This is a genomic window from Streptomyces sp. NPDC020845, from assembly GCF_044334165.1.
Classification (GTDB): Bacteria; Actinomycetota; Actinomycetes; order Streptomycetales; family Streptomycetaceae; genus Streptomyces.
In genome coordinates, this window is the sequence record NZ_JBIRSJ010000017.1 from 192,830 (window position 1) to 204,885 (window position 12,056).

Below are 12,056 nucleotides of genomic sequence, written 5' to 3' on the forward strand. Positions count from 1 at the left end.
CATGAACGACGCGGACGACTCGGCCGACGCGGACGACGCCGACGATCTGGCCGGCACACCCGTCATGTATGTGCAGTCCAGCGTGTCCGGCGCGGCCAAGATCCTGGTCGTCGGCCCCATGGGCGTCGGCAAGACCACGCTGATCGGCACGGTCTCGGAGATCAAGCCGCTGTCCACCGAGGCGACCATGACCCAGGCGGGCGCCCGCCTCGACACCGCCGTACGGCCGTCCAAGATCACGACCACGGTGGCCCTGGACTTCGGCCGGATCACGCTCGGCGGCGAGTTGGTGCTCTATCTGTTCGGCACGCCGGGGCAGCAGCGTTTTCTACCCGCGTGGAAGGACCTGGCGCGCGGCGCCCTGGGCGCGCTCGCACTCGTCGACACCCGCGATCTGGAGGCCTCCTTCGACGCCATCGGGCATCTGGAGGACCTGGACGTCCCGTTCTCCGTCGCGGTCAACGCGTTCCCCGACAGCGTGCTGCACAGCGAGGACGATCTGCGCTCCGCGCTCGATCTGCTCCCCCACACCCCGCTGGTCATCTGCGACGCCCGGGAGCACAAGTCCTCCGTCCAGGCGCTGATCTCGCTGGTCTCCCACCTCATAGAGACCATCACGGAGGCGTCGTGACGGCCGGTTGGGCCGATGGCGCGCGGCCGGCCCCGGTGCCGCTGTACGGGCCGGGGCTGGACGGCGACATGCCCGCGCTGTACGAGCGGATGCGCCGCGACCACGGCCCGGTCGTGCCCGTCGCCATCGCGCCCGGCGTCGAGGCATGGCTGGTGCTCGGCCATCGCGAGCTGCTTCATCTGACCCGCGATGAGCAGTACTTCTCGCACGACCCCAGGCGCTGGACCCCGCTGCGCGACGGCCGCGTACCGCCCGATTCGCCGCTGGTCCCGCTGGTCGGCTGGCGCCCGGCGCTGCTGTTCGCCGACGGCCAGCAGCACCGCCGGATGCGCTCGGCGGTCGCCGAGGCGCTGGGGCGGCTCGACGGGCACGAGCTGATCCGTACGGTGCGGTCCGCCGCCGAGCGGCTGATCGCCGGGTTCGCGGACCGGCATGAGGCGGATCTGGTGCCGCAGTACGCGCGGCTGCTCCCGCTGCAGGTCGTCACCCAGATCCTGGGCCTCGACGAGGAGCGCGGGCCGCGGCTGGTCGAGGCCATCGCCGCCATCGTCAACCCCACCGCCGCCGCCACCGGCGCCAACCGGCGCATGGGCGGCATTCTGCTGGAGCTGATCGAGCAGAAGAAGCGGCAGCCGGGCGCGGATCTGACCTCCTGGCTGCTGGAGCACCCGGTCGGCCTCAGCGACCAGGAAGTGCTGCACAACCTCGTAGTGATCATCGTGGCGGGGAACCAGACGACCGTGAACTGGATCGCCGACACCGTACGGATCCTCCTCACCGACCCGGGCTTCCGCTCCTCGCTGGCCCGCGGCCACCTCACGGTCGACGACGCGCTGGACCTGGTGCTGTGGCGCCATCCGCCCACCGCCAACTTCCCCGGCCGCTACGCCACCCGCGATCTGCGCTTCGGCGGACAGCACATCCGCGCCGGGGACATGCTCATCCTGGGCCTGGCGGGGGCGAACGCCGACCCCGAGGTGCTGCCCGAGGACGGCCGTCCGGTCATCGGCAACCGCTCCCACCTCGCCTTCGGCGCCGGTCCGCACACCTGCCCGGCACGGGACCCGGCGCGGCTGATCACCCGGACCGCCGTGGACACCCTCCGGCACCGGCTGCCCGACCTCGAACTGGCGGTGCCGGAGGACCAGTTGGCCTGGATCACCTCGCCCTGGTCGAAGAACCTGGCCGGGCTGCCGGTGCGGTTCACCGCCCCGCAGCTCGCGGCCGACGCGGCGGACGCGGCGGCGGCCACCCACCCGGCAGACTCAGGAGACTTACGATGACCGACGCGGCTGATGCGACCGATGCGGCTGACGCGACCGACGCGACCGACGGCCAGTGCCCCGTGCCGCACGCCGCACCCGCCCCGCATCGGCTGGACCCCACCGGGGCCGGTCAGCACGCGGTCAACGCACGGCTGCGGGAGCGCGCGGCCGCGGTCCCGGTCCTGCTGCCCGGCGATGTCACGGCCTACGCCATCACCCGCCACGAAGAGCTCAAGGACTTCACCACCCACCCCCAAGTCGCCAAGGACGCCCGCCACTTCGCCGCGCTGCGAGACGGTGAGATCCCGCCCGGCTGGCCGCTGGCGACCTTCGCCACCGTACGGGGCATGACCACCGCCGACGGCGCCGACCACAAGCGGCTGCGCTCCCTGGTCACGCGGGCGTTCACCCCGCGCCGGGTGGAAGCGCTGCGCCCCGCCGTCGAGGAGCTGACCGCCGCCCTCCTGGACCGGCTGGCCGAGGCCGCCGCCGAAGCCCCCGACGGCGTGGTCGACCTGCGCCGCCACTTCGCGCTGCCGCTGCCCATGGGCGTGATCTGCCGGCTGCTCGGCGTCGGCCCCGAGCACCAGGACCGGCTGCACGCCCTCTCCAACGACATCGTCGGCACCCGCACCGCCCCCGAGCGGGCGCTGGCCGCCAACCGCGAGATGATCGCCATCCTGGGCCAGGTGGCCGCCGCGCGGCTGCGCTCGCCGGGCGACGACCTGACGAGTGCGCTGATAGCCGCCCACGAGGAAGATGGTGACCGGCTCAGCGAGGAAGAGCTCATCGGCACGCTGCTGCTGATGATCATCGCCGGGCACGAGACCACGCTCAACCTGATCACCAACGCCGTGCGGGCGCTGTGCGCCCACCGTGACCAGCTGGAGCTGGTGCGCTCCGGCGCCGGCGAGGCGTCCTGGGGCGCTGTGGTCGAGGAGACCCTGCGCTACGACAGCCCCGTCAGCCTCTTCCCCTTCCGCTACCCGACCCGCGACCTGACCGTCGGCGACACGGTGATCCCCCAGGGCGCCCCCGTCCTCGTCTCGTACACCTCCGCCGGGCGCGACCCGCGCGCCCACGGCGCGGACGCCGATCGCTTCGACATCACCCGCCACACCCGCCCCGACGCCGCCCGCCATCTGTCCTTCGGCCACGGCGCGCACTACTGTCTCGGCGCGCCGCTGGCCCGTATGGAGGCCACGATCGCCCTCGACGCGCTGTTCACCCGCTTCCCCGGCCTTGACCTGGCCGTCCCCGACGACGCGCTCGTCCCGCACCCCAGCTTCGTCGGAAACAGCCCGCAGGAGCTGCCGGTGCGGCTCACAACGGCTTACGGGGCGCGCTGAGGGCAGCGTTGCTTCAGGGAAACGGCGGTGATGCTGCCGGGTAACAGGCACCCCGCACGCTTCCTGGCATGAGGTCGTACAGGGAACCGGGCAGCAGCAGTCGCCGGGTGGTGATCGTCGGCGGCGGCATGGCCGGAACACGGCTGGCGCAGCAGCTCGCCGCGACGGCCGCCGACGGCTCCGTCGAGGTGACGATCATCGGCGAGGAGCCGCACCCGGCGTACAACCGTGTGCTGCTCGCCGAAGTCCTCGCCGGGCGGTACGCCCCCGATGTCATCGCCCTCCCGGCCCTTGCTGTCGGCCGTCGGCTGAGCGGCGTACGCGTGGTCCGGCTCGACCGGGACCCGGGCGAGGTCGTATGCGACGACGGGCGCCGCGTCCCGTACGACGCGCTGGTGCTGGCCACCGGCTCCAACCCGGTGCTGCCCCCGCTGCGCGGGCTCTTCGAACCCCACGGCCACGACCTGCCGGACGGCGTCCACGCCTTCCGCACCATGGACGACTGCCTGGCCCTCGCCGCGGCCGTCCGCCCCGGCGTCCGCGCCGTCGTCATCGGCGGCGGCCTGCTCGGCGTCTCCGCGGCACGGGCCCTGGCCCAGCGCGGCGCCCAGGTCGTCCTCGCCCACCAGGGCGAACACCTCATGGAACGGCAGCTGGACACCGGCGCGGCTGCGATGCTGCGGCGGCATGTGGCGGCGCTGGGCGTGGAGGTCCACACGGAGTGCCGCGTACGGGGGCTGCGCACGCGGTCCGTGTCCGCTTCCGGCGGCGGGCGCACCGTTCGCGCCGTGAGCGCCGTGGAACTGGCGGACGGATACGCCCTCGACGCCGACCTGGTCATCCTCGCCTGCGGCGCCCGCCCCCGCGTCGGCCTGGCCCACGCGGCCGGCCTCGCCGTGGCGCGCGGCATCGTCGTGGACGACCAGCTGCGCACGAGCGACCCCCGGATCTTCGCGATCGGCGACTGCGCGGAGCACGCCGGCGTCCTGTACGGCCTGGCCGGCCCGGCCCAGGACCAGGCGGACACTTTGGCACATGTTGTGGGCAATCGTGCCGCAGGGCGGCACGGGTGGGCACAACCCGACCGCCGGGCCGCGCACGGCGACGAAACCGGCCCCCGGTACACGGGAAGCCGCACCCTGACCCGGCTGACGCTCGCGTCCGCCGCCGGCCCGCTCGATCTCGCCGCGTTCGGCGAGACCACCCCCGCCCCCGGCGACGATGTCGTGCATCTGGCCGACGCCACGCGGAACGCGTACCGGAAGGTCGTGGTCCGTGGGGATCGGCTCGTCGGGGGGATTCTGCTTGGCGATCTCGGCAGCGTCGGCGCGCTCGCCCGCACTTGGGAGGGTGACGAGCCGCTCCCCTCCGCCCCCTTGCTGCACCTGCTGACCAACGATGGAGGCTCCTGACGATGAGCGCACCCAACCCTGCCCCCACCGCCGCCCCCACCATCGTGCTCGTCGGGCACGGCATGGTCGGCCAGCGCTTCCTGGAAGGGCTCGTCGAGCGGGGCGTGACCGAGCGCGCCCGGGTCGTCGTGTTGTGCGAGGAGCCGCGGCCGGCCTATGACCGCGTGCAGCTGACCTCGTACTTCTCCGGCCGGACCCCCGAGGACCTGTCCCTCGTGGAGGACGGCTTCATGGCCCGGCACGGTATCGAGCTGCACCTGGGCGACCCGGCCGAGCACATCGACCGCACCGCGCGCACGGTCACCGCGCGCTCGGGGCTGACCGTGGCGTACGACTCGCTGGTGCTGGCCACCGGCTCGTACCCCTTCGTGCCGCCGGTGCCGGGCAAGGACAGCCGGGGCTGTTTCGTCTACCGCACGATCGAGGATCTGCTGGAGATCGAGGAGTACGCCAAGAACTGCTCGTCCGGCACCGTGGTCGGCGGCGGCCTGCTCGGCCTGGAGGCGGCGGGCGCGCTCAAGGGGCTCGGGCTGACCACCCACATCGTGGAGTTCAATCCGCGGCTGATGGCGATCCAGGTGGACGAGGGCGGCGGCGCCGCGCTGCGGCGGACCGTGGAGGACATGGGCCTGGTCGTGCACACGGGCGTCGGCGGCAAGGAGATCACAGCGAACGCTGACGGCGCGGTCTCCGCGATGGCCCTCTCCGACGGGTCGTCCATCGACACCGATCTGGTCATCTTCTCGGCGGGCGTACGCCCCCGCGACCAGCTGGCGCGCGACTGCGGCCTGACGGTCGGGGAGCGCGGCGGGATCGCGGTGGACGAGCGGTGCCGTACGAGCGATCCGGCGGTGTTCGCGATCGGCGAGTGCGCACTGGCCGCGGACGGCCGGGTGTACGGGCTGGTGGCGCCGGGGTACGAGATGGCGCTGGTGGCCGCGGACGAGATCGCGGAAGCGGCCGACGAGATCGCGGAGGCAAGCCGCGAGAGTGGCTTCACGGGCGCCGACACCTCCACCAAGCTCAAGCTGCTCGGCGTGGACGTGGCCTCGTTCGGCGATGCGCACGGCACGGCCGAGGGCTGTCTGGACGTGGTGTACGCCGACTCCCGCGCGGGCGTCTACAAGAAGCTGGTGATCGGCGCGGACGGGGCGCTGCTCGGCGGGGTGCTGGTCGGCGACGCCGAGTCGTACGGCATGCTGCGGCCGCTGACCGGCAGCGTGCCGCCGGTCGCGCCCGAGCAGTTGGTGCTGCCGGCCGGGCTGGGGGCGCCGGCCGCGATCGGCCCGTCCGCCCTGCCGGACGAGGCGGTGATCTGCAACTGCCACAACGTCACCAAGGGCAGCATCCGTTCGGCGGTCACCGACCACCAGTGCACCACGGTCCCCGAGGTGAAGAAGTGCACCAAGGCGGGCACCGGCTGCGGCAGTTGCCTCAAGGCGCTGACCACCCTGGTCAACGATGAACTCGAGGCGAGCGGCGTCAGCGTCGACAAGGGGCTGTGCGGCTGCTTCTCCTACACCCGGGCCGAGCTGTACGAGATCGTCCGGACGCTGCGCATCACCTCGTACGCCGCGCTGCTGGACAGCCACGGCCGCGACGAGGCGCGCAGCGGCAACGGCTGTGAGATCTGCAAGCCGACCGTGGCGTCGATCATCGCCTCGCTCGCGCCGACGGTGGGCGCCAGCGGCTATGTGCTGGACGGTGAGCAGGCGGCGCTCCAGGACACCAACGACCACTTCCTCGCCAACCTCCAGCGCAACGGCTCGTATTCGATCGTGCCGCGCATCCCCGGCGGGGAGATCACCCCCGAGAAGCTGATCGTCATCGGCGAGGTGGCACGGGACTTCGGGCTCTATACGAAGATCACCGGCGGGCAGCGGATCGATCTGTTCGGCGCCCGCGTGGACCAGCTGCCGCCGATCTGGGCGCGGCTGGTGGAGGCCGGGTTCGAGTCGGGGCATGCGTACGGCAAGGCGCTGCGCACCGTGAAGTCGTGCGTGGGGCAGACCTGGTGCCGCTACGGCGTGCAGGACTCGGTGCGGATGGCCATCGACCTGGAGCTGCGCTACCGGGGGCTGCGCTCCCCGCACAAGCTGAAGTCGGCCGTCTCCGGGTGTGCGCGTGAGTGCGCGGAGGCGCGCGGCAAGGACTTCGGGGTGATCGCCACCTCGAACGGCTGGAACCTGTACGTCGGGGGCAACGGCGGCGCGGACCCGCGCCACGCCGATCTGCTCGCCCAGGACCTCGACGACGAGCAGCTGATCCGGCTGATCGACCGGTTCCTGATGTTCTACATCCGCACCGCGGACCGGCTGGAGCGCACCTCCGCGTGGCTGGAGCGGATCGAGGGCGGCCTCGACCACGTACGGGATGTGGTGGTCGACGACTCGCTGGGGCTGTGCGCCGAGCTGGAGGCGCTCATGGCCGACCATGTGGCGGGCTACCGCGACGAGTGGGCCGAGACCCTGGAGGACCCGGAGCGGCTGCGGCGCTTTGTGTCCTTCGTCAACGCGCCGGGCGCGCCGGATCCGACGGTGAAGTTCGTGCCCGAGCGCGACCAGGTCAAGCCGGACCTGACGATCCTGTCCGGCCCCAGCATCCCCGTTCGCACTCTCGACCGTACTCTCGAAACTCTCGAAGGGGCTGCAAGCCGATGACCATGGCACTGGAGCGGACCGCCGTCCGCGTGGAACTCCTCATCGACCAGCGGTGGTTCGCGGTGTGCGACCTCTCCGATCTGATCCCGGGGCGCGGGGTGGCGGCGCTGCTGCCGGACGGGACGCAGGTCGCGGTGTTCCTGGACCGGACGGGGCGGGCGTACGCGATCGACAACCGCGATCCGTTCACGGGCGCGTATGTGCTCTCGCGGGGTCTGCTGGGCTCCCTGGGGACACGGCCCTTCGTCGCCTCGCCGCTGCTGAAGCAGCGTTTCGACCTGGAGACGGGGCGGTGCCTGGACGACGAGGGGGTCGTCGTCCAGGCATACGCGGCACGCACAAGCGACGGGGTGTCAGCCCAGGTCGCGTGAGACGACGATCCCGCACTGGACGGGGTCGCTCGCGCAGCCGGCCGTCCCCGCGGCGAGCACGCCCTTCGTCCCGGGGACGGCGGCGATGCCGAACACCGTGGACATCTCGCTGTGCTCGGTGATGTCGGCGGGCAGCTTCTCGGTCGACCACTCCGTACCGGTCCAGCGGGCCAGTACGGAGTGGGGGTCGCCGCCCGGGGTCCAGCCGGCGATCCACAGGCCCCCGGCGCCGTCCGCGCCCGCCGCGTTCGCCTCGTCGACGGGGAGCGCGGGCAGCGACTGCCAGCGACTGCCGGTCCAGTGGGCGGCCATGGTGGCCGTGGGCGCCTGCGGGTCGTTGGTCTTCCCGACGACATAGACCGAGTTACGGCCGGTGGCCACGGCGTGGTTGGCCGCCCAACCGGTCGGGTGCTCACTGGGGACCGGCACCTCGCGGACCGTCCAGCCGCGGCCGTTCCAGTGGTACAGCAGCGGTACGGTCTTCTCTCCGGTCGCCGCGTCGGCGGTGACCCAGACGTCGTCCGGGCCGGTACCGGTGATGTCCCAGGGCTGCACCTGGCCACCGCCGGGGGCCGCGGGCAGGTCCACCTTCTGCCACCCGGAGCCGGTCCAGCGCTCCAGACGGGAGACCTGGGCGTCGCCGTTCGGATCCCAGTCGAAACTGGTCAGCCAGGCCGACTTCGTACCGAACGTGGCGAGGTCGCCGATGAAGCTCAGCGACCCCTCCGCGGGGGCCGCGTGGTCGACCTTGCTCCACTTCTTGCCGTCCCAGTGCTGAAGCACGAGCGGCGCGGACATGTTGTCGTCCAGCGTGCCGGCCGCCCAGGCGTCGCCGGGCGCCGAGGCCGCGACCTTCTCCAGCCGCGCGGCCTTGCCACCCGTGGTGGCGGCGGGGACGTCCGTCCACGCGGTGCCGTTCCAGTGCCTGATCGTGGGGGTGCCCCCGTCGGCGCCGTCTGCCTTGCGGCCCACCGCCCAGGCGTCCTTGGCGCCGGTCGAGGCGACGTCCCAGAACTCCGTGGAGACGGTCTCGCTCAGCGGCGTTGCCAGTTGCCAGGGGGTGGCGGCGCGGGCCGCCCGATCGGACGCGGTGGTGGTCGCAGTGCCGGTCGCGGCGTTCGCCGGTGCCCCTGACGAGCCGAGTGCGATCGCGCACACCGCTACCGCTATGCGCAGCCCTGCGTTCCTGGCCATGGTGCTCCTTCTGCTCGGTTGGTGCTCTCAGAAGGAAATGGCCGCCGGCCGACGGTTCTTACAGGTGACCTTGTCCTACCGATAACCCCGCCCGGTCACTTGGGGGCTTTCAGCTGCCGGTCCGTCCACTTCGACGTCACGGTGGCGGTGTGGTTCACCACCGTGCCCGCGGTGAGCCCCGCCTCGGCTGCCTGCGCGTTCGGCTTGGTCAGCACCTGCTGGTCGGACAGCAGCGCACCGGTAGCCGGGTTCACGATCAGCTCCGACCGCGCGGTCCCGTAGTCGGGCCGTTCGGTCGCGGGCAGCGCGAAGCCGACCCCCTTGCGGCCCAGCGGGTCGGTCACCTCGCCGAGCGACCGGATGCCCGGCAGATCCGCGATGACGCGGTACGCGGCGGCCCGCACCTCGGGCTTGACCGGGAGGCTGATCAGGCCGGCCGCCTGCCGCCACATCCACTCGGTGCGGCCGGAGATCTCGCTGCCGCGGTCCTCCTCGTACAGGCCCTCCAGGTACTCCTTCAGCTTGCCGCTGTCACCGGGGAGCTTCCGCAGATCCGCGTACGTCACATTGCGCGCGCCGAGGGCGGCGATCTTGTCACCGTCGTTGATCCGGGTCACCGTCGGCCGCTTCTCGGACCCTGACTCGATCCTCAGACCGAGCTTGCCGCCCGACCCGGACCCGGACTCGGCGAGCGTGAGGTCCTTCGGCGATCCGGCGGCCCGCCAGCGCGCCGTGTCGCGCTCGGTACGTGGCTCGGTGGTGTCGTCGATCCCCGAGACCCACAGGCTCTGCGTACCGGGCCTCACCCCGAAGGACCACTGCTGCGTCTCGGAGGAGACGACCGCGAAGGTCGACCCGGACTCGGCGACGACGCCGATCCAGCCCGACCGGGTGGTCGTCTGCCAGTACGTGCCCTCGTCGGCCTTGCTCTCCAGCCGGCTGGCCACGTTCAGCAGCGCGAGGCGGCCGTTCTCGGGGGTGTGCCGGGGGCCGGCCGTGGTGGGCCGGGCCGTGGCGCGGGAACCGCCTCGGGCGTCCTGGGCGCCCGAGCCGCCCTGGGGCAGGGTGGCCACGAGCACCCCGGCCGCGGCCGCCGTCGCGGCGACGGGCAGCGCCCACCGCCAGGTGAACGGCCGGGCGGCGGACCGGGAGGCTTCCGGCGCCTCCGGGGCGCTGCTCAGGATGGTGATCAGGTCGTGCCGGGCGCGTTCCGAACCGGCCAGGCGCTCCGGGTCGAACTCCGGGGGCCGGGCGTCCGCCAGCGTCTTCATGACATCGGGCCGCTTACGTGCCATGTCAGTGCTCCTTCACTGTCACTTTCGGGCGAGAACCACGAACTTCGCGAGAGAGTCCGGCCGAGTCCTCGACCGCGCTGACGGCCCGCTCCAGCCGCCGCCTGGCCCGGTGCAGCCGCACCGAGAACGTAGCGGTGGCACAGCCGAGGACGCGCGCCGCCTGTCGCGGGCCGAGCCCGTGCCAGGCGACCAGCGTCAGCACCTCGCGGTCCGCGTCGGACAGCGTGGCCAGCGCCTGCAGCGCCGCCTCGCGCTCGGTCACATCCGCGGCCACATCCCCGACGTGGGGGCCGGAGGCGATGATGCGCTGGGCCTCCTCCGCGGCCAGGGCGTACTGTCTGCCGTCGCGGCGGCGCAGCTCGCGGGTCAGATTGCGGGCCACGCCGAGCAGCCACGGCAGCGGTGGCGTGGGGATGTCCCGCATCCGCCGCCAGGCGACCGTGAAGGTCTCGCTGGTGATGTCCTCACCGACCTGCCGCCCCACCAGGCTCGAGGCATAGGCGAGCACCCGGGGATGGCACTCCTCGTACAGGTCACGGAAGCGTTGGGCGTCGGTCACGCGCCGTCTCCTCATCTCGGCTCTCTCATCTGGCAGTGGTCGAGAACCGCGATTTCTTACACCGCGAGGAGAATCTTTTCGGGTGGCGGGCGGTGTCCGAGGGAAGCTCTCCCCCGCCCCCCTTACAAGCCTGCCGGAGGCATTGAGTGGAGCCTTCGGGGTGTGGCTACAGAGACTGGAACCTCTCCTCAAGGTCAGCGATGCGCTCGGCGCGTCGGCCCATCAGGTAGACCCGGCTGTTCGTGCGCTGCACTTCGTGCACCAGGCTGAAGCCCTGGGTCTCGTTGTACCTCACCAGTCCGGGGAAGTTGCAGCCACGGCGGACCCACGCCTTCCCCTCCCGGGCGGCCCGGTCCACCGCCCACAGTCCCATGACCGTTCCCGGATTCTTCTCACGGTGCGCGGGGTCGGTGACTGTTGAGTAGAGGTAGTGGGCCGACTCGTTCAGCTCGTCTTGCGTCCAGCCCCAGGGCGGGGTCTGTTCCTGCACGGTGGTGCACCCGATGATCTGCCCGCCAGCCTCGGCGAGGACCCACACTTCGCCCTCGGAGTTCTCTGCCTGCCGTGCGAGTTCGGTGGCGTTCTCCCGCCAGCTCGGATGCCCTCGCTCCTCCAGCCACGCAGAGCGGGTGAGGATCATGTTCTCTACAGCAGGGATGTCGTCGGCGGTGGCCGGGCGCATTGCGAACACCTTGTCTCCTGGGGTCGGTGGGCGGCAAACCGTCCGGAGCCTGACTTTGCGGTGAGTATCAGACAGCGACACGCCGTGGTGTTGGCGTGTCGCTGTCCGATACTCACCGCAAAGTCAGCTCAGAGCATGCGAGTGGGTCCCACTCAGTGCTTGCGCGGCTGGATGGGAGCACGTGTAGCCGGATACCGCGACCACCACAAGCCTCGGCAGGCAGGCAGCGAGAGCCCGAAGAAGTCTCCGCATCGCGCACACCATGGCAACCCGTTCTCCGGGTCCGTAGGGCACTCGGCAGCGCAGCGAGGGCACTTCCTCACGGTGACCTACTCTCAGTCAGGCGCTCAGGTCGAACTCTCCGGCCTTCACGGCGTCCGTAAGCGTTGCCCACGCGTCCGCCGTCATGGTGACGATGGTCTCGGGCCGCTCGCTGTCTCGCAACGCCACCACACCCGGCACGTTCACGGCCACCTGGGGGCAGTTGCCCACCTTCTTGTCACGGCAGGCCGCTGCCCCGACGAACTCGAACTCCGGACGTTCAGCCATGGTGCCCATCGGGGAACGGGAGTTCTTGCATCGAATGCGTGACCTTCGCCGGTGATGGTCGTTGTATGTGGTGACGGATCTCTGCGACA

Annotated in this window: 11 protein-coding genes; 6 read left to right on the plus strand and 5 right to left on the minus strand. The window is 71.8% G+C overall.

Features of this window, described 5'->3' with window-relative positions:
* Positions 1 to 82 precede the first annotated feature (82 nt).
* From ACH4U7_RS39525 to nirD, 6 genes are all read left to right on the plus strand, one after another.
* Positions 83 to 631 carry an ATP/GTP-binding protein gene (locus tag ACH4U7_RS39525; RefSeq protein WP_043491684.1) on the plus strand — a complete coding sequence of 183 codons (549 nt, stop codon included), beginning with the start codon at positions 83 to 85 and terminating at the stop codon, positions 629 to 631.
* Between the two features lie 68 nt (positions 632 to 699).
* A complete protein-coding gene (locus ACH4U7_RS39530) occupies positions 700 to 1,914 on the plus strand; it encodes a cytochrome P450 (protein ID WP_398532668.1) in 1,215 nt (404 codons plus the stop codon).
* The gene (locus tag ACH4U7_RS39535; protein ID WP_398532596.1) at positions 1,911 to 3,245 is read left to right on the plus strand and encodes a cytochrome P450; all 1,335 of its coding nucleotides are present in this window, start codon (positions 1,911 to 1,913) and stop codon (positions 3,243 to 3,245) included. Before ACH4U7_RS39530 ends, ACH4U7_RS39535 begins: the two co-directional genes overlap by 4 nt.
* Before the next feature lie 68 nt (positions 3,246 to 3,313).
* Positions 3,314 to 4,657 carry an NAD(P)/FAD-dependent oxidoreductase gene (locus tag ACH4U7_RS39540; protein WP_398532597.1) on the plus strand — a complete coding sequence of 448 codons (1,344 nt, stop codon included), beginning with the start codon at positions 3,314 to 3,316 and terminating at the stop codon, positions 4,655 to 4,657.
* 2 nt (positions 4,658 to 4,659) lie between these two features.
* Positions 4,660 to 7,317, plus strand: coding sequence for a nitrite reductase large subunit NirB (gene nirB / locus ACH4U7_RS39545; RefSeq protein WP_398532598.1), 2,658 nt, complete (start codon positions 4,660 to 4,662; stop codon positions 7,315 to 7,317).
* The gene (gene nirD / locus ACH4U7_RS39550; RefSeq protein WP_398532599.1) at positions 7,314 to 7,688 is read left to right on the plus strand and encodes a nitrite reductase small subunit NirD; all 375 of its coding nucleotides are present in this window, start codon (positions 7,314 to 7,316) and stop codon (positions 7,686 to 7,688) included. Before nirB ends, nirD begins: the two co-directional genes overlap by 4 nt.
* On the opposite strand, the gene ACH4U7_RS39555 is transcribed toward nirD, so the two are convergent.
* From ACH4U7_RS39555 to ACH4U7_RS39575, 5 genes are all read right to left on the minus strand, one after another.
* On the minus strand, positions 7,671 to 8,882 hold the full coding sequence (locus ACH4U7_RS39555; protein ID WP_398532600.1) for a hypothetical protein: 1,212 nt from the start codon (positions 8,880 to 8,882) through the stop codon (positions 7,671 to 7,673). The two genes, nirD and ACH4U7_RS39555, sit on opposite strands and share 18 nt — an antisense overlap.
* A 95-nt stretch (positions 8,883 to 8,977) precedes the next feature.
* A complete protein-coding gene (locus tag ACH4U7_RS39560; protein WP_398532601.1) occupies positions 8,978 to 10,177 on the minus strand; it encodes a CU044_5270 family protein in 1,200 nt (399 codons plus the stop codon).
* Between the two features lies 1 nt (position 10,178).
* Positions 10,179 to 10,736 (minus strand): RNA polymerase sigma factor, encoded by a 558-nt coding sequence (locus ACH4U7_RS39565; RefSeq protein WP_398532602.1) that lies wholly within the window; start codon positions 10,734 to 10,736, stop codon positions 10,179 to 10,181.
* A 166-nt stretch (positions 10,737 to 10,902) separates the two neighbouring features.
* A complete protein-coding gene (locus ACH4U7_RS39570) occupies positions 10,903 to 11,418 on the minus strand; it encodes a GNAT family N-acetyltransferase (protein ID WP_398532669.1) in 516 nt (171 codons plus the stop codon).
* A 339-nt stretch (positions 11,419 to 11,757) separates the two neighbouring features.
* The gene (locus ACH4U7_RS39575; protein WP_398532603.1) at positions 11,758 to 11,967 is read right to left on the minus strand and encodes a DUF397 domain-containing protein; all 210 of its coding nucleotides are present in this window, start codon (positions 11,965 to 11,967) and stop codon (positions 11,758 to 11,760) included.
* Positions 11,968 to 12,056: the final 89 nt, after the last annotated feature.